Source organism: Marinobacterium sedimentorum (assembly GCF_024267675.1).
In the GTDB taxonomy this organism is placed as follows: domain Bacteria; phylum Pseudomonadota; class Gammaproteobacteria; order Pseudomonadales; family Balneatricaceae; genus Marinobacterium_A; species Marinobacterium_A sedimentorum.
The window spans coordinates 1-17,157 of record NZ_JALDYX010000032.1; the positions used below are offsets into that span (position 1 = coordinate 1).

Here is a 17,157-nt window from a genome sequence, read left to right on the forward strand (position 1 = left end):
CGCCGGCGGTCATTTTCTCTACCGCCGGGCTTCCCGAGGCGATGGCGCCTTCCAGCGCCGCCTGGGCCTTGTCGACCTTGGCCTTGGCTGCGTCCATGTCGGCCTTCAGCTCGGCACGCTTGGCGGGATCGGTCGCAGGGCTGGAAACCTGGGCTGCAGCCGGCGCGCTGGCTCCTTCAAAGGCCGCTTTCGCTTCGAGGTACTTGCCTCGCAGTTTCTCGACGCCGGCGGTCATTTTCTCTACCGCCGGGCTTCCCGAGGCGATGGCGCCTTCCAGTGCGGCCTGGGCCTTGTCGACCTTGGCTTTGGCTGCGTCCATGTCGGCCTTCAGCTCGGCCAGCTTCGCAGGGTCCGCTGCCGGAGTGGCGCCGGCATCGGCGGCCTCATGGGCCTTTTGCGCATCGTTGGCTCGCAGTTCGAGTTCGCGTACCCGGGATTCCAGTGCGGCTATATCAGCGCTGCCGTTGTCGCGGGCGCTCGCCAGGGCCTTTTCGGCCTGCTTGAGCTTGGTGCGGGCGACGGCGGCGTTGGTCTTGAGCTGTTTGGCATCGGGCGCGGCGCTGGCCGCACTGTCGGCATTCAGGGCCTGATCGTAGGCCTGCCGGGCCGCATCGGCCTTGACGGTCAGCTCGCTGACCGTGATGCGCAGGGTATCGGCGCCATCAAGCCCCTTGTCTTCGCTATGCTTGAGTGCTTTCTGAGCCTGCTTGAGCTTGGTGCGCGCTACGGACGCGGCGGTCTTCAGCTGTTTCAGGTCGGGCTCTGCCGCCGGCGCTGTCGCCACTGCGGTGCTGCTGACGGAGGCGGCTGCCTGGGGCTTGTCCTTGCGGGCGGCCTGGTTGCGTGCGGCCTCTTCGGCGCGGGCCTTGCGGCGTGCTTCCTTTTCAGCCTGCTCGGCTTCGAGGCGCGCCTGGCGTGCTTCGAAACGCACGCGGGCATGTTCGGCCTTGCGCTGTTCGGCTTCGTCGCTGCGGATTTCCGCCTTGGCGTTGCGGTAGTACTGGACCAGCGGAATGGCGCTGGAGCAGACATAGGAACAGGCGCCACATTCGATGCAGTCGAACAGGTTGTGGTGTTTGGCCTTGTCCAGCTCCCGGCCCTTGGCGAACCAGTACAGCTGCTGCGGCAGCAGCTCGGCCGGGCAGACCTGTTCGCACAGGCCGCAACGGATACATTCCTGTGCCGGCGGCGCGGGCGGCATCTCGTCGGGGCTGGCGGCAATCAGACAGTTGGTGGTCTTGATGACCGGGATCTGATCGTCATCAACGGTAAAGCCCATCATGGGGCCGCCGACAACCAGGCGGTGCAGATCATTGGCGCTGACACGCGCCGCGCGCAGCAGCAGCGCGTAGGGTGTGCCGATCAGGGTGTCAAAATTCTGTGGCTGGGCCACGGCTTCCCCGGTCAGGGTAACTATGCGGGATATCAGGGGTTCGCCCTGGTGCACCGCACGGGCGGTGGCGTAGGCGGTGCCGACATTCTGACAGACGATGCCCACATCGGCGGGGATGTGGCCACTGGGAACCTCGACATTGGTCAGCAGCTTGATCAGCTGTTTTTCGCCGCCGGAGGGGTATTTGGTCGGCACGACACGCAGATCGATATTCAGGCTGCAGCTGGCCAGAGCCTTTTCCAGCGCACGCAGGGCCTGGGGCTTGTTGTCCTCGATACCGATCAGAATATGGCTGGGCTTGAGCAGGTGATCGATGATTTCGATGCCGGCGACGATATCGTCGGCACGCTCGCGCATCAGCATGTCATCGGCGGTGATATAGGGTTCGCATTCGGCGGCATTGATGATCAGGGTGTTGACGATGTGATCATCGCCCAAGTGCAGCTTCACGTCGGTCGGAAAGCCTGCGCCGCCCATGCCGGTAATGCCACTGTTGCGAATGTAGTCGGTCAGTGCGCCCTTGCCGAGGCTGCGGTAATCCGTGAGGCCCGCGTGCTCGATCCAGCGGTCTTCACCGTCGCTGTCGATAATGATGCAGTTGGCCTGCATGCCCGACGCATGGGGAATCGGGTGCGGGCCTATGGCGCTTACGGTGCCGGAGGTCGGTGCGTGCAGCGCGGCGCTGATGCGGCCCACGGGCTCAGCGATACGCTGTCCCTTGAGGACCTTGTCGCCCACCTTGACCAGGGGCTCCGCCGGGGCCCCTATGTGCTGCGACAGCGGCAGTATCAGCTGATCGGGCAGCGGCGCCTTGCGAATCGGCGTGCGGGTCGACTGGCGCTTGTTTTCCGGCGGGTGGACGCCACCGTGGAAGGCAAATACATGACCCATCAGGCGAGGCCTCCCTGCTGGACGCTGCCGCGTCCGGCGTCGGTGGCGATCAGTTCGATACCGGGTTTTGGGGCCGGCCATTTCCAGGTATTGAGAGTGGTTTCGATCGGGATCATGTCGATACAGTCAACCGGGCAGGGTTCAACACAGAGATCGCAGCCGGTGCACTCGGATATGATCACGGTATGCATCTGCTTGGCGGCGCCGAGAATGGCGTCAACCGGGCAGGCCTGGATGCACTTGGTGCAGCCGATGCATTCGTCTTCGCGGATATAGGCGATAGAACGGGGTTTTTCCTCACCGTGCTCGTCGTCCAGCGGAATGGCTTCGACGTCCAGCAGATCGGCCAGCGCCTCGATGGTGGACTGGCCGCCGGGTGGGCACTTGTTGATGGTGTCGCCGCCGGCGATGGCCTCGGCATAGGGGCGACAGCCAGGGTAGCCGCACTGGCCGCACTGCGTCTGGGGCAGCAGGGCGTCGATCTGGTCGACGATGGGATTGCCTTCAACCTTGAAGCGCACCGAGGCAAACCCCAGCACTATACCGAATACGATGGCGAGTCCGAGCAGGACCAGGATGGCGATGATTACTGCGCTCATGGGGAGTCTCCGCTCAGAATGACACCAGGCCGGTGAAGCCCATGAAAGCCAGTGACATCAATCCGGCGGTGACCATGCCAATGGCCGCACCGCGAAAGGGTGTCGGCACATCAGCGACGGCGACACGCTCGCGAATCGCTGAAAACAGAATCAGGGCCAGGGAAAAGCCCACCGCGGCACCAAAGCCGTAGACAATGGACTCCATGAAGCCGTTCATCTTTTTGATGTTCAGCAGCGCTACGCCGAGGACAGCACAGTTAGTGGTGATCAGGGGCAGGAAGATGCCCAGCACCCGGTACAGCAGGGGGCTGGTCTTGCGCACCACCATTTCGGTGAACTGCACCACCACGGCAATCACCAGAATGAAGGCGATGGTTTTCAGGAAAGCCATCTCCAGCGGTGCCAGCAGGTAGGTGTAGACCAGATAGCTGCACAGGGATGACAGCGTCAGTACAAAGGTGGTCGCCAGGGACATGCCCATGGCTGTTTCCAGTTTGTTGGAAACACCCATGAAGGGGCACAGGCCAAGAAACTGCACCAGTACAAAGTTATTCACCAGCACGGTGCTGATCAGAATAAGCAGAAATTCCGTCATCGCGATGCCCAAGTTGCAGGGGGCGCGGTATTTTCACCGCTCAAGGGGTGCGATTGTCGCTGCGCACCCGCCAAAAATCTACCGGGGTTTATGCGGATAGCCCGGGTCCGCTGGAAATCGAGCGCAGGATTTTACCGGATTGACCCCGCCTCGGTACAGGCTTGCGTCAGCTTTAACGGGTCTTATTAAGCCGCAGCTCAGGTCTGTGGCCGTTATTGCACCGTTATTGCCCGTGCTTGCTATACCCATTCGTCGGATCAATAACGTATCGGGCCCGGTCACAGAGATCTGTGCCGGGCCCGAGGGTACCATTACGGCAGGTCGGCGCTGGCGGAAGTTACGCCAGGGCGTGGGCCTTGAGCAGCGCCAGCAATGCCTTGACCTGTTCCTGCGGGCTCTGGGCTTCGCCGTTCAGGCGCAGATCACCGGCCTGGCCATCCAGATTGACACTCAGGGTGCCGGGCAGGGCACTGTCGCTTTCAACCAGTACCACCAGGCCATTGTCGGCCAGTACCGCTGCGGTGGCGGCAAGATTGGCCTGCAATGCTGTCGGCAGGTTGCGGGGCGTCAGTACGGCCACGGCGCGTCCGGCGTCAAACAGGCGCTTCTCGGTGCTGTACAGCAGCTGGTCGCGGGCCGCTTCAGTGCCGCCAGTTACGCTGATAATGCCGGCACGCTGGCCATAACGGCGTTCCTTGTCGCTGCGGCTCACCCGGGACTCGGCGCTGATGGTGTCGATATCGTCCTGCTGGGCCTGGTCGCCTTCATTGATGATCATGCCGGCGGCCACGGTGGCGTTGCTCAGGCGATCGACAATGATGAAGGAGCCAGTGCCGCGGTGGTCGCGGTAGTCATCGGCGATGATGGAGCGCTCGATATTGAGTTCGCAACGGGCGATTTCGTTCAGGCTCAGGCTGGAGGCCGGAATCTGTTCGTGGGTGTTGACGTCGATGCGGTGACGGATATGGCTGATGCTGCCGGCCACGGTCTGGGTCGCGAGCTTGACGTCGTAAGTGCGGCCCGGCACCAGTTCGGCTTCGGCCATCCATACCACCATGGCGTCGAAACGGCTGGTGACGTCGGGCAGTTTGTCGCTGTGTACCAGGATGTCGCCGCGGGAGATGTCGATCTCATCTTCCAGCGTCAGGGTAACGGACATCGGCGGGTAGGCCTCGGCCAGCTCGCCATCGAAGGTGACGATGGATTTGACCCGGCTCGACTTGCCGGACGGCAGCACGGTGACGGCATCGCCGGGGCGCACTATGCCGGAGCTGAGGGTGCCGCAATAGCCGCGGAAATCCAGATGCGGGCGGTTGACGTACTGCACCGGGAAGCGCAGGTCGTCGAAGTTGGCGTCGTTGGCAAGCTCAACCGATTCCAGCAGGCCCATCAGCGGCTCGCCCTTGTACCAGGGGGACCGCTCCGAGGCGGTGACCACATTGTCACCCTTGAGGGCTGACAGCGGTATGAACTGCAGATCCGGCAGATCCAGTTCTTTGGCGAATGCCAGGTACTCTGCCTTGATCTCTTCAAAGCGCTCTTCGCTAAAGCCCACCAGGTCCATCTTGTTGATGGCGACGATGGTGTGCTTGATGCCCAGCAGGGACACGATAAAGCTGTGGCGCTTGGTCTGAACCTGCACACCGTGGCGGGCATCGACCAGGATAATGGCCAGGTCGCAGGTGGAGGCGCCGGTGGCCATGTTGCGGGTGTACTGCTCATGTCCCGGGGTGTCGGCGATGATGAACTTGCGCCTGGAGGTTGAAAAATAGCGGTAGGCCACATCAATGGTGATGCCCTGTTCGCGCTCGGCCTGCAGGCCGTCGACCAGCAGCGCCAGGTCGATTTCGTCCCCGGTGGTGCCGGATTTCTTGCTGTCGGCGGTGATGGCGGCCAGCTGATCTTCGTAGATCATCTTGGAGTCGTGCAGCAGGCGGCCAATCAGGGTGGATTTGCCGTCGTCCACACTGCCGCAGGTCAGGAAGCGCAACAGTTCCTTGTTTTCGTGCTGGGACAGGTATTGCTGGATATCAGTGGCGATCAGGTCGCTTTGGTGACTCATGTGTAAGCTCCAGGCTTGACGCTGCCGGCGGCGGGGCCGCGGCACCAGCGTCTTTTAATCGTGTGGGATGTTTTGTCCGGAACCGGCCTGCCTTATAGGCAAGTGGTGGCAGGGGCCCGGACGCTGATCAGAAGTAGCCTTCGATCTTCTTCTGTTCCATGGAGCCTGCGCCGTCGTGGTCGATGGCTCGCCCCTGGCGCTCGGACGTCGTGGTCAGCAGCATTTCCTGGATGATTTCAGGCAGGGTGTCTGCTTCAGACTCAACGGCACCGGTCAGCGGGTAGCAGCCCAGGGTGCGGAAGCGTACCTTTTTCATCATCGGCTCTTCGCCGGGCTGCAGCGGCAGGCGGTCGTCATCCACCATGATCTGCATGCCGTCACGTTCGACAACCGGGCGCAGTGCGGAGTAGTACAGCGGCACTATCTCGATCTGCTCGAGGTAGATGTACTGCCAGATATCCAGTTCCGTCCAGTTGGACAGCGGGAATACGCGGATGCTCTCACCCTTGTCGATACGGGTGTTGAAGGTGTTCCAGAGTTCCGGGCGCTGGTTCTTCGGATCCCAGCGGTGATGCTTGTCGCGGAACGAGAAGACACGCTCCTTGGCGCGGGACTTTTCTTCATCGCGACGGGCGCCGCCGAAGGCTGCATCGAACTTGTACTTGTCCAGTGCCTGCTTCAGGCCCTGGGTTTTCATGATATCCGTATGGGTTTTGGAGCCGTGCACGAAGGGACTGATGTTCATCTCAACACCCTCGGGGTTGATGTGCACGATCAGATCCATGCCGGCCTGTTCCGCCATCTTGTCGCGAAAGGCGATCATTTCGCGGAATTTCCACGTGGTGTCCACGTGCATCAGCGGGAAGGGCGGTTTGCCCGGGTAGAACGCCTTGCGTGCCAGGTGCAGCATGACGGAGGAGTCCTTGCCGACGGAGTACAGCATGACGGGGTTGTCAAAGCTCGCGGCCACTTCCCGGATGATGTGGATGCTCTCGGCTTCCAGCTGTCTTAGATGTGTCAGACGGTGTTCCGGCAACTGATTCATGGATCGAGCCCTTCCTTACCTGTAATGAGTAGACTGTTTGCTGCCCGATGGGCACCAAACGACTATTAACCGATGATGCGGCGCATTATTGCAGCATTACGCATACAATCAAAAAGAATATATTCGACTTCATTTAGATCTCAATGGAATAAGTGGCATTGTTATAGTGCTGGATAGTCTGCGCAGTTTTGGTTATAACAAAATTTCAAATAAGTATTTAGAGTTATAAGTGGCGGCCAGTATGATGGCCGCAATTAATAGCAGCAGTTCGCCTGCATGAGTGGTTGGGCAGCATGGAATTCGCATACAGTTTTGCAGGCCTTGTGGTCGGTTTTATCGTCGGGCTGACCGGTATCGGTGGTGGTGCCCTGATGACCCCGATTTTGATTGTGGTGTTTGGCATAGCGCCGGTCGTGGCCGTGAGCACCGATCTGCTCTATGCAGCGGTCACCAAGTTCGGTGGCATGTGGTCCTATGCGCGGCGCAAGATGGTGCACTGGAAGGTGGTCGGGCTGCTGTTGCTGGGCAGCGTACCGGGCAGCCTGCTGACGCTGCATTACCTGAAAGGGCTCGATGCGCTGGAAAGCATTGAGGGCCTGATGAACATGACCCTCGGTGTATCGCTGGTACTGACCTCGATCGCCGTATTCCTGCGCAACCAGATTCGCGAGCGTGCCATGCGCCTTGAGGGGCATCCCCTGGCCGCCCATGCACGGCGCTGGCGTCCGCTGGTAACCACCCTGATGGGTCTGCTGCTGGGGGCGCTGGTCACGCTGTCGTCGGTCGGCGCCGGAGCTCTGGGGACGGCCATGCTGATTCTGTTGTATCCGCGCCTGAGCATGCCGGCCATCGTGGGTACCGATCTGGTTCACGCCGTGGTGCTGACCAGCGTCGCCGGTGCCGGGCACTATTCGATGGGTAATGTCGATTTGACATTGCTGGTATACTTGCTGATCGGTTCCCTGCCCGGCGTGTTTCTGGGCAGTCATGTAGGCGTCCGGCTGTCGCCGCGGGTGATGCAGCCGATCATGGGGTCGATTCTATTCGCGATTGGTCTGCGCTTTGTGCTGGCAGGCTGATTGAATCTTTCCACGGGCTTTGAGATGAGTGGCGGGCCTCCCCGTCAGGCAAGGTGTAGTTAGCATGTATCAATATACTGAAGTAGACCAGAGACTGGTGGATGCGCGTGTGGCGCAGTTCCGTGACCAGACCCGACGCTTCCTGGCGGGTGAACTGCCGGACGAAGAGTTTTTGCCGCTGCGACTGATGAATGGTCTCTACATTCAGCGTCAGGCTCCGATGCTGCGTGTCGCGATTCCCTACGGTCTGCTGTCGTCCGTGCAGATGCGCAAGCTCGGGCACATCGCCCGCACGTACGACAAGAACTATGCGCATTTCACCACCCGTACCAACGTGCAGTTCAACTGGCCCAAGCTGGAAGAAGTGCCTGATATACTGGCGGAACTGGCACAGGTACAGATGCACGCCATTCAGACTTCCGGCAACTGTATCCGCAATACCACCACGGACCATTTCGCCGGCGTGAACGCCAACGAGATCGAAGATCCGCGGCCGTACTGCGAGCTGATTCGCCAGTGGTCCACGCTGCACCCGGAATTTGCCTACCTGCCGCGCAAGTTCAAGATCGCCGTGACCGGTGGTCCGCAAGACCGCGCCGCATCCCAGGTACATGATATTGGCCTGCACCTGGTACAGAACGCCGCCGGTGAAGTCGGCTTTGAAGTGCTGGTCGGTGGTGGCCTTGGCCGTACACCCATGATCGGCAAGTCGATCCGCAGCTTCCTGCCCAAGGCCGATCTGCTGTCCTACCTTGAAGCTATCCTGCGCGTGTACAACCTTAATGGTCGTCGCGACAACAAGTACAAGGCCCGTATCAAGATTTTGGTGCAGGCGCTGGGTGCTGAAGAGTTTGCCCGTCTGGTTGAGGCCGAATGGGAGCTGATCAAGGCCGAGCAGCCTGAACTCGAAATCACCGCCGAAGAATTCACCCGTGTGGAAAACTTCTTCAACACCTTCGAATATGACGCGGCGGCGGCTGAAGATGTCAGCCTGAACGCACAGCTCGAAGCCGATACGGATTTCCGTGTCTGGTACGAGAGAAACACCGTTGTGCACAAGGTGAACGGCTACCGTGCCGTGGTCGTTTCGCTCAAGCCCATGCTGGCACCGGCGGGCGATGCCACCGATCTGCAGATGGATGTCGTGGCTGATCTGGCCGATCAGTACTGTGGCGGCGAAATCCGCGTGACGCACACCCAGAACCTGGTGCTGGCGGATGTGAAGAATGCCGATCTGTATGCACTCTGGAAGGTTCTGGCCGAGCACAACATGGCGCGGCCGAACATCAACATGCTGAGCGACATGATCGTGTGCCCGGGTGGCGATTTCTGTGCCCTGGCCAACGCCAAGACCCTGGGGATTGCTGATCAGATCAATCAGAAGTTTGAAGATCTGGATTATCAGTACGAGCTGGGTGAGATTCGCCTCAACATGTCTGGCTGCATCAACGCCTGTGGTCACCACCACGTCGGCCATATCGGCATCCTCGGTGTCGACAAGGGCGGTGAGGACTGGTATCAGATCACCATCGGCGGTTCCGACAAGGAAGATGCGTCTCTGGGCAAGGTGCTGGGTCGCTCTGTGGAGGCTGATGAGGTTGCCGGCACGCTTGAAAAGCTGCTGCTGACCTACGTCGAATCCCGTGAGGAAGGTGAATTGTTTATCGATACGGTGCGTCGCATCGGTGTTGCCCCGTTCAAGGAGAAAGTCTATGCCCCTGCTCATTAATCGCGAAGTTGTAGCCCAGGACAGCTGGCAGTTTCTGGATGTGGAAGCGACTCTGGAGCAGGTCCCCCAGGACGGTGATATCGTTGTGCCGCTGGCGCTTTATCTGGAAAACCGTGACAGCCTGAATGGCCGTGCCGGTCGTCTGGGTGTGCAGTTCAACGGTGATGACAATATAGAGCCGCTGCTGGCCGATCTGTCATCGCTGGCACTGGTTGCCATCGAGTTCCCGGTATTCCGCGACGGTCGCGGTTTCAGCCAGGCGCGGTTGGTGCGTCGTGCCGGTTTTGCAGGTCAGCTGCGCGCCGTGGGCGATGTCACCCGTGATCGGCTGGATCATATGCAGCGCTGCGGGTTTGATGCCCTGGCCGTGCCGGAAGATCGCTTCAAGCCTGAAGTGCTGAATGCCTTCGGCGAAGTGAGCGTGCACTACCAGGCCGGTGCCGACGATCCGCGCCCGATCTACCGTCAGGGTTAAGTGGGGCCGCTAGCCCAGGGTTAGACATCTTGTCGCCAGAACGGCTGTTGCCGTGCTCGTCGGGCATACGGCGGCACGGCTGACAGCCGTTTTTTATAGAGGATACTTTGCATGAGTGAGCAGTTGAGCGCCGAGCTGAATGCCCGGGTTGAGCATGTAGCAGGCCTGTTGAAGCAGGCGGCTGACGACTATAGCGCCGGCATCGTCTTTGCCAACAGCCTTGGCGCCGAAGACATGGTGCTAACCGATCTGATCAGCAGGCACGCCCCAGGTATCGGCATTTTCGTGCTCGATACCGGGCGTCTGCCGGAGGAAACCCTGAAGCTGCTGGCTGATGCCAAAGCCCGCTATTCGCAGGTGAGCTTCAAAGTGTATTACCCGGAAGCCGCTGATGTGGAGGCCTTTGTCGCTGATCATGGCATCAATGCCTTCTATGAGTCACAGGACCTGCGCAAGGGCTGCTGCTTCGTGCGCAAGATCAAGCCGCTCAAGCGTGCGCTGTCCGGTCAGAAAGCCTGGATAACCGGGCTGCGTCGTGAACAGTCGGTTACCCGCGATGAAATCGCCTTCAGCGAGTGGGATAAGGGCAACGGCCTGCAGAAGCTGAACCCGCTGGCCGACTGGAGCGAGAAGGATGTCTGGGCCTATATTCGTGCGCTGGATGTGCCCTACAACGCGCTGCACGATCAGCACTATCCGAGCATCGGCTGTGCGCCCTGTACCCGTGCCATTTCCGTGGGTGAGGATGTGCGTTCAGGCCGCTGGTGGTGGGAAAATCCGGACAACCGCGAGTGCGGTCTGCACCCGGCGACACCGCTGAAATTCAAGTAAGGTCGGATATTGTGCTCAGGCGCCGCTGCGGATTACCGCCGCGGCGTTTTTGTTTCTGCATTCGGGAATATGGCTGAATGCCTGTTTTTGGTGCGCCAGCCTGCCCTTTAATGGGGCGCTAGAGCTGCAGTGGTGCGCGGCTCGCTGCTGAATCGGCTTGAATCACAGGCTGTTTGCCCAATAGGCCCCAAATTGCCACTGTGACGCGTTTTCACGTCTTGGCAACGATCTTGCTACAGGCGTATGAGTGCGTGCGCCGAGAGCGCGGCGAATTGAGATACACTACAGATTGTCATCAGGCAGCAGGAGTTCGGATCGTGGAGTACCTTCCTCTTTTTTTCCGTCTAAAGGACCAGCCGGTGTTGCTGGTGGGCGGTGGGCAGATTGCCATGCGCAAGGCCAAGCTGCTGTTGCGTGCCGGTGCCCGTTTGACGGTGGTGGCACGGGAAATCTGTACGCAGCTGGCCGAAATGGTCGAGGTGCAGGGCGGTCAGCAGGTGATTGGCGAATATCATGCCGCTCTGCTGGATGGCTGTGTTCTGGTGGTGGCAGCGACGGATGACGAGGGGCTGCACCAGCGTATTCACTACGATGCGGTTCAGCGCCGCTTGCCGATTAACGTGGTGGACTGCCCGGCGCTCTGTACCTTCGTCTTTCCAGCCATCGTTGATCGTTCGCCCATCGTTATTGGCATTTCATCCGGCGGCGCTTCGCCGGTGCTGGCGCGCATGTTGCGGGCCCGGCTCGAGACCCTTATTCCCAATGGCTATAGCCAGCTCGGGGCCCTGGCCGGGCGTTTCCGCGATCAGGTCAAGGCACGCTTTGGCGGTGTCAATCAGCGCCGCAAATTCTGGGAGTCCGTGTTGCAGGGGCAGGTTGCCGAGCAGGCTTTCGCCGGACGCATGCAGGCGGCGGAAAAGCTGCTGCAATCCAAACTCGATGAAGGTGATCCCGAACACCAGGTGGGCGAGGTCTATCTGGTGGGGGCCGGCCCTGGCGACCCTGAGCTGCTGACTTTCAAGGCGCTGCGCCTGATGCAGCAGGCCGATGTGGTGCTCTACGATGCACTGGTTTCAGAGGCCGTGCTGGATCTGTGCCGGCGTGATGCGGATATGGTGTATGTCGGCAAGCAGCGGGACAATCACGCCGTGCCGCAGGAGGGCATCAACGAGCTGCTGGTGAAGTACGCCCTGGAGGGCAAGCGCGTATGCCGCCTTAAGGGCGGTGATCCGTTTATTTTCGGCCGTGGGGCCGAGGAGCTGCAGTCGCTCAAACCCCACGGTATCCCGTTTCAGGTGGTGCCGGGAATTACCGCCGCCAGTGCCTGTGCCACCTACGCGGGCATACCGCTGACGCACCGGGAGCATGCGCAGTCGGTGAAGTTTGTCACCGGACAGCTTAAAAACCGCACCACGGACCTCAATTTTTCAGAACTGGTGCACCCCAATCAGACCATCGTGTTTTACATGGGGCTGCATACGCTGCCTGAGCTGAGCGCCAAGCTGGTGGCCCACGGCAAGCCCGGTAGTACGCCGGTTGCCATCATTTCAAAAGGCACTTCTGCTGATCAGAAGGTACTCACCGGCACCCTGGATAGCATCGCCGAACTGCAGCGCAAGGCGAAGCTTGCGGCACCTGCGCTGGTGATTGTGGGCGAGGTGGTGAAAATGCATGAAAGCCTGTCCTGGTTCGGTGACGAACTGGTGGAAGGGCGCAACCACACCCTGATGAAGGTACACCACGGCGTCGACGAGAGTCCGCAGAGCTAAGTCTGGCCGTACTCTAGCAGCCTGTCGGACTTAACACTGATCTACTGCGGGAAAGCCGACTCTTTTCGGTAAAGAGGGGTCATTTTTGTTTACTCTTTATAGAGCCACTATGCACAAGCTACATCCCTGTAGCTTGCCCTGCGGGCAGCTAGCGCTGTGTAAATCGGCTATCCTGCCGATTTTTCGCCTCAAAAGAGCTCAAAAACTGCCTCAAAACGGACTTTCCCTCGCTACGACCGGCCAAGCCCGACAGGCTGCTAGTGTACTGGTGCACTCTTGATGGTGCTTTAGAACGCGCTCATTTTTTCGCCAGTCAAGGCGTGAGGCGGAGTCATAGTGGGGCTACGGCGACAACGAACAACGCAGGATGGCGGAAAAAGGGGCCGTTATAATCTTCATATAGCGTGCAACAGTACACTAGGGCTGTCAGTCGGTACCGGTGGGCTGGGCCGCGGTTGCACGAATGCTGGTGGCGTACTGCAGTAGCAGGCGCCCTGACACATAGAGCACCATCAGGCTGGCAAGGCCCAGTTGTGCTTTTGCCAGCGCGTCTATCTGACCCACCACATCTGCAGGGGCCCCCAGTGTCTGCAGCACATGGGTCAGCTCCAGCATTGCCAGTGCGCTGACCACGACCGGAAACGCAAAGGCGGCGTGGGAGGCGCTGAACGGCAGTCGCACAAGCTGAAAAAATGCCATGTATATGATCAGCGTCATCAGCTGGGCCACAGTACCCAGCACGGCAATCAGCAGAATGGACGGTTCATCGATAATGCTGATATAGCCTGCCAGGCAGAGGTTGGCAGGTGCCGCCAGGATGGCGAGGATGGGGCGGGCCGCCCGCGGCAGGCGCTTGGCGAAAATCAGCCGGTATAGCATTAATGGCAGTAGCAGACTGTAGCTGATCAGGCCAAACCACATCAGATTACGGGCCAGTTCGACGGCTTCAGGCGGGCAGGTCAGGGCCGCGCTGACGATGCCGACGGGCGGTACAAACCAGCTTGGTGCCATATGGTGCAGTTCGAATTTGCGAATGCGGTGCAGTGCGAAAAGCAGCAGAAAGGTTAGGTGCAATGCTACGGCCAGCAACCAGATGCCGCCGGCAAATGTCGGCACCAGGGGGTGCAGCGCATCGCTGATGACCATGGTGGCCATGCTGAAGGTGGGTACCACGCCGCCAACGACCGGATGGGCCAGGTCGCGCCACAGCAAGAGCGGATTGAGCACAAACTTGCACAGAATGGCCAGCAGCAGGACGCTCGCCAGCAGGGCTCCCGTCAGTTGGGCCTGCCCCTGATGCGGGTTGTACAGTTCCCAGCAGGCGCCGAGTGCGGCAATCGCCAGGGCGAGTCCGGCCAAGGGGGTCGGCACCTGGCGGGTGGCGATTCTGAAGGCATTAAACATCAATCGGATCTCAACAAAGCGGGCGAAAAGAGCAATAGATGCTAATGACTTGCTGCTTTAAATAGCATCTAGACGTATTGTACGGTTTGTTAAGCAGAATTGAATGCTCTGGCGAAAACCATTAGGCAACTGTGGCTATTTTCCTGCCGTTATGTGATGCCTGGCGACAGGCGCCTGTGGGGAAGGAAAGCCCTGTCGGGGGATAAGTTGTAGCGCAATCTTACCCGCAGGCTGTTAAGCTGAATCGGGGAATTCCCGTGCATAATCGCGGGGTACTTAAAAAGGTGTAGAATGCCGCCGTCAAGGATCACATAGCAAAGAATGCCCATGAAATTCAAACCGGATGATATTTGTACCAGTCGCAAGGCGGCTGAAATGTTGGGCGTATCTGCGCGCACGGTGCAGCTGTGGGCGGATGCCGAAGTTATTGAAAGCTGGAAAACGCCCGGCGGGCACCGTCGTTTCAGTCTGCTGCAGGTGGAAAAGCTGGTGCGCGAGCTGCAGGACGGCAAGGGGCCGATTTTGTCTGAGGCGCAGGCTGGGGCGGACGCATCCAGCACGGCTCCGGTGCGGGTGCTGGTGATCGATGATGAAAAGGTGCTGTTGCGACTCTATGAGCTGACGCTGAAAAGCTGGCAGCTGCCGCTGGAGCTGCATCTGTCGGACAATGGCTATAGTGGCTTGCTGAGTGTGGGGCAGGTTGAACCGCAACTGCTGGTGCTTGATCTGAATCTGCCGAATATTGATGGTTTCAGTATCATTGCTGCGCTCAAGCACAGCGGATTGCTGGAGCGCATGGAGCTGATGGTTATTTCTGCACTGGAACCTGATGAGGTGCTTGCGCGCATGCCAGTCGGGGTCGACTGCCAGGTGCTGCCAAAACCCATACCGTTTGAAGAAATAAAGCGGCGTGTTGAACAGATACTTGAACGCCAGCGCAGCCGTTAGTCTCAGGCTCAATCGTCTGATTGAGCCACTTTTTTCGTCCTGCCTGAATAGTCTTTGCCCGCTAAAGCAGGCGCTGGATCCTGTCAGCTTTGCCCCGGCGGGTCGTCTGTGATACCTCTGCTTCTGTTCTGTGTACCCCCCTGTTCCAGTACCCCGGTTTTTTTTGTGTAAGTGTAAAGTTGGTCTGGACGCGCATGGCCTGCTTTTGTGGATGACTTTGTGTATAAGGGTCAGGTTATTGAACGACAAATTCGGAAAATATAGTAATATGCTAATATTCTGATTTTTCCGGATTCATGCGTCATGCGATTGAACTTTTTCCAGCGCCTGCTCGATCAGCTCCACAGCAGGGTCGCCATCATTAATCAGGCCGGTACCCTGTTGCTGGTAAGCGAACTGGCTGAACGTCAGTTTGCCCTCACGGCCGGTCTGCAGGTTGACGTACTGCACCGTGAGGGTGACCGCGTCCTGATACGCCAACCGATTACCCAGCAACTTCATTCAGCTCAGGCCATTCGCTGGCTCAAGCTGGAGTTCCTGCTATTTCAGCATCAGCCCGATGCGGCCCTGGATGTGCAAGCGACAGCGCTGCCCGATTCCCAGCGGGGGTTGATCGAGTTCTGTTCCAGCCCGGCCGTGCAGGCGTGTCTTGAACCACAGCAGCTAAAACAGTTGCAGCGACTGCTGCAACAGGACGTCGAGCCTGACGAGTCTGAGGTGCTGGCGGCGGATCTCAAGGGCTCTGCGGTGGATCCATTGGTTCTGATTGAGCGGGCGTTCGGCCCGGCTCTGGAAGGCGTTGATGAGTTCTTTGTGCAGGCACCCAGCGCACTTGGAACCATCTGCGGCGAGACTGAGTTGCTGGCGTCGGCTTTGCGTTCACTGGTGGTGGAGTTGGTCAGTCAGCATCGTAGCAGTCGCCTGCTGGCGCGTTTGCATCAGATCGAAAGCGAACTGCTGATTACCGTGCAGGATATTGGCGATCTGCAGTTGCCACGCATGACTCGACTGAGCGCCGATACAGTCTGGCGCGCGCCTGTCATGCACAGTCCGGATGCCTGTGCCGTGATTGAGCGTCATGGTGGTCACCTGCGCATGCGCGGGGATATGGCCCAGGGGCGTGTCACCTTCAGTTTGCCCATTGCGGTGAAAAACGTATTTGACTGACCCTTTTGCGTGGACTCTACCCAGCTATCTGTCCTCTGGGCGCCGGACGGGTGTTTTGCAGCCTTATCTCAGGCCCCGGCGGCAAGGGGGCATCGGCCATCTGGGAGTAGCATACCGCGCAGTTGCGACCCTGGCGCTTGGCCTGATAGAGCGCAAGATCGGCATGCAGAATCCAGTCGGAGTGGTCCTCGCTAGTGGTGTCTGTATCGAGCTCGGCAATGCCTAAGCTGATTGTCGCAGGGCTTTGGGAGTGAAAGTGGGTAAATACATGCTGGCGTGCTGCCTCGGCGCGCATCAGCGCCTCGGCCGCGTTGCAGTTCGGTAACAGTATGCCGAATTCATCACCGCCATAGCGGCCCAGACAAGCGTCGGGCTGAAAACATTCTTCCAGCAGGCGGGCCACCTGGCGAATCACATCATCGCCGGCACTGTGGCCAAAGCGGTCGTTTACCTGCTTGAAATAATCAATATCCAGCATAATCAGGCTGTATGCATGCTGCTCGCCTTGACCTCGGGTATAGGCTTCGGCGACGTGCTGCTCCCAGTGCTGGCGATTATAAAGCCCTGACAAGCCATCGGTTCGACTGACCACTTCAAGCTGCTTGCGCTGCTCATTGGAGGCAAGGGCAAAGCGATAGGCGCTGTAGCCGATGAGCAGTGGATAGAACAGCAGCACCGGGACACTGGCGAGCTGGGTCTCGAGGGAGGATTGCAGTTGCAGCGGAATGTCGCTCAGCAGCCAGGTGACGACAGCGGTCAGCGTATAGGTCAGCATGCCTATCAGGCAGCGGTCTTTACCACCCAGGGACAGCAGCACCATGCCCAGCATGGCAATACCCATGGTCGCCGGCAGCAGATTGAAACCTATCATGACGATCCAGAAACCGCACTGGGCGGCATCCAGATGCTGGTTTTGTTTCTCGGCGGCGTAGGGATTGCTGCTGCGACAGGCTCGCCAGTACGCCAGGTGAGGCCAGACAAGGCCACTGAAGGCGATCATTAACCAGCTGCCTGGGCTGGCATGCTGTTCGTACAGCACCGAGGCGACGCTGATGGCACCCAGAAAAAATCCAACGCTGCGGGGAGGGTAGATACGCTTGACCAGTTGCAGGCCACGTGTGTGCTGGGTCGCGTCCATCATCCTTAATGCTGTCCTGTCGGCGCTATATT

Annotated in this window: 14 protein-coding genes; 7 read left to right on the forward strand and 7 right to left on the reverse strand. The window is 59.4% G+C overall.

The genetic code is table 11. The annotated features are described in order from the left end of the window. The 5 genes from rsxC to cysD all read right to left on the reverse strand — a co-directional run. The coding region (rsxC, locus tag MRS74_RS19520; protein WP_254581954.1) for an electron transport complex subunit RsxC at positions 1-2,284 on the reverse strand (2,284 nt) is incomplete at its 3' end. After that, positions 2,284-2,883 carry an electron transport complex subunit RsxB gene (gene rsxB / locus MRS74_RS19525; RefSeq protein ID WP_254581955.1) on the reverse strand — a complete coding sequence of 200 codons (600 nt, stop codon included), beginning with the start codon at positions 2,881-2,883 and terminating at the stop codon, positions 2,284-2,286. The genes rsxC and rsxB, both read right to left, overlap by 1 nt. A gap of 13 nt (positions 2,884-2,896) precedes the next feature. Beyond that, on the reverse strand, positions 2,897-3,478 hold the full coding sequence (rsxA, locus tag MRS74_RS19530) for an electron transport complex subunit RsxA (RefSeq protein ID WP_067298561.1): 582 nt from the start codon (positions 3,476-3,478) through the stop codon (positions 2,897-2,899). Positions 3,479-3,815: 337 nt separating this feature from the next. Beyond that, entirely contained in the window at positions 3,816-5,540 is a 1,725-nt protein-coding gene (gene cysN, locus MRS74_RS19535; RefSeq protein ID WP_254581956.1) for a sulfate adenylyltransferase subunit CysN, read from the reverse strand. Between the two features lie 127 nt (positions 5,541-5,667). Next, positions 5,668-6,585: a sulfate adenylyltransferase subunit CysD gene (cysD, locus tag MRS74_RS19540; RefSeq protein WP_438362349.1), complete on the reverse strand. Its 918-nt coding sequence runs from the start codon at positions 6,583-6,585 to the stop codon at positions 5,668-5,670. Between the two features lie 293 nt (positions 6,586-6,878). Here cysD and MRS74_RS19545 point away from each other — a divergent pair, with 293 nt between their 5' ends. The 5 genes from MRS74_RS19545 to cysG all read left to right on the forward strand — a co-directional run bounded on the left by MRS74_RS19545 (position 6,879) and on the right by cysG (position 12,468). Continuing rightward, positions 6,879-7,664: a sulfite exporter TauE/SafE family protein gene (locus MRS74_RS19545; RefSeq protein WP_254581957.1), complete on the forward strand. Its 786-nt coding sequence runs from the start codon at positions 6,879-6,881 to the stop codon at positions 7,662-7,664. A gap of 64 nt (positions 7,665-7,728) precedes the next feature. Continuing rightward, the gene (locus tag MRS74_RS19550; RefSeq protein ID WP_254581958.1) at positions 7,729-9,393 is read left to right on the forward strand and encodes a nitrite/sulfite reductase; all 1,665 of its coding nucleotides are present in this window, start codon (positions 7,729-7,731) and stop codon (positions 9,391-9,393) included. Beyond that, positions 9,377-9,868 (forward strand): DUF934 domain-containing protein, encoded by a 492-nt coding sequence (locus MRS74_RS19555; RefSeq protein WP_254581959.1) that lies wholly within the window; start codon positions 9,377-9,379, stop codon positions 9,866-9,868. The genes MRS74_RS19550 and MRS74_RS19555 overlap by 17 nt, the downstream gene beginning before the upstream one ends. Positions 9,869-9,979: 111 nt before the next feature. Beyond that, positions 9,980-10,699: a phosphoadenylyl-sulfate reductase gene (locus MRS74_RS19560; RefSeq protein WP_254581960.1), complete on the forward strand. Its 720-nt coding sequence runs from the start codon at positions 9,980-9,982 to the stop codon at positions 10,697-10,699. 317 nt (positions 10,700-11,016) lie between these two features. Next, complete coding sequence (gene cysG / locus MRS74_RS19565) at positions 11,017-12,468, forward strand: siroheme synthase CysG (protein ID WP_254581961.1); 1,452 nt, start codon at positions 11,017-11,019, stop codon at positions 12,466-12,468. Between the two features lie 426 nt (positions 12,469-12,894). On the opposite strand, the gene MRS74_RS19570 is transcribed toward cysG, so the two are convergent. Beyond that, positions 12,895-13,872 carry a TDT family transporter gene (locus MRS74_RS19570; protein ID WP_254581962.1) on the reverse strand — a complete coding sequence of 326 codons (978 nt, stop codon included), beginning with the start codon at positions 13,870-13,872 and terminating at the stop codon, positions 12,895-12,897. Between the two features lie 327 nt (positions 13,873-14,199). Here MRS74_RS19570 and MRS74_RS19575 point away from each other — a divergent pair, with 327 nt between their 5' ends. Both MRS74_RS19575 and MRS74_RS19580 read left to right on the forward strand, forming a co-directional pair. Beyond that, positions 14,200-14,820, forward strand: coding sequence for a response regulator (locus MRS74_RS19575; RefSeq protein ID WP_254581963.1), 621 nt, complete (start codon positions 14,200-14,202; stop codon positions 14,818-14,820). Between the two features lie 303 nt (positions 14,821-15,123). Then, positions 15,124-15,987, forward strand: a complete 864-nt coding sequence (locus MRS74_RS19580; protein ID WP_254581964.1) for a hypothetical protein — start codon at positions 15,124-15,126, stop codon at positions 15,985-15,987. Positions 15,988-16,003: 16 nt separating this feature from the next. Here the strand turns inward: MRS74_RS19580 and MRS74_RS19585 are convergent, their stop codons facing one another. Further along, entirely contained in the window at positions 16,004-17,128 is a 1,125-nt protein-coding gene (locus tag MRS74_RS19585; RefSeq protein WP_254581965.1) for a diguanylate cyclase domain-containing protein, read from the reverse strand. Between the last annotated feature and the right edge of the window lie 29 nt (positions 17,129-17,157).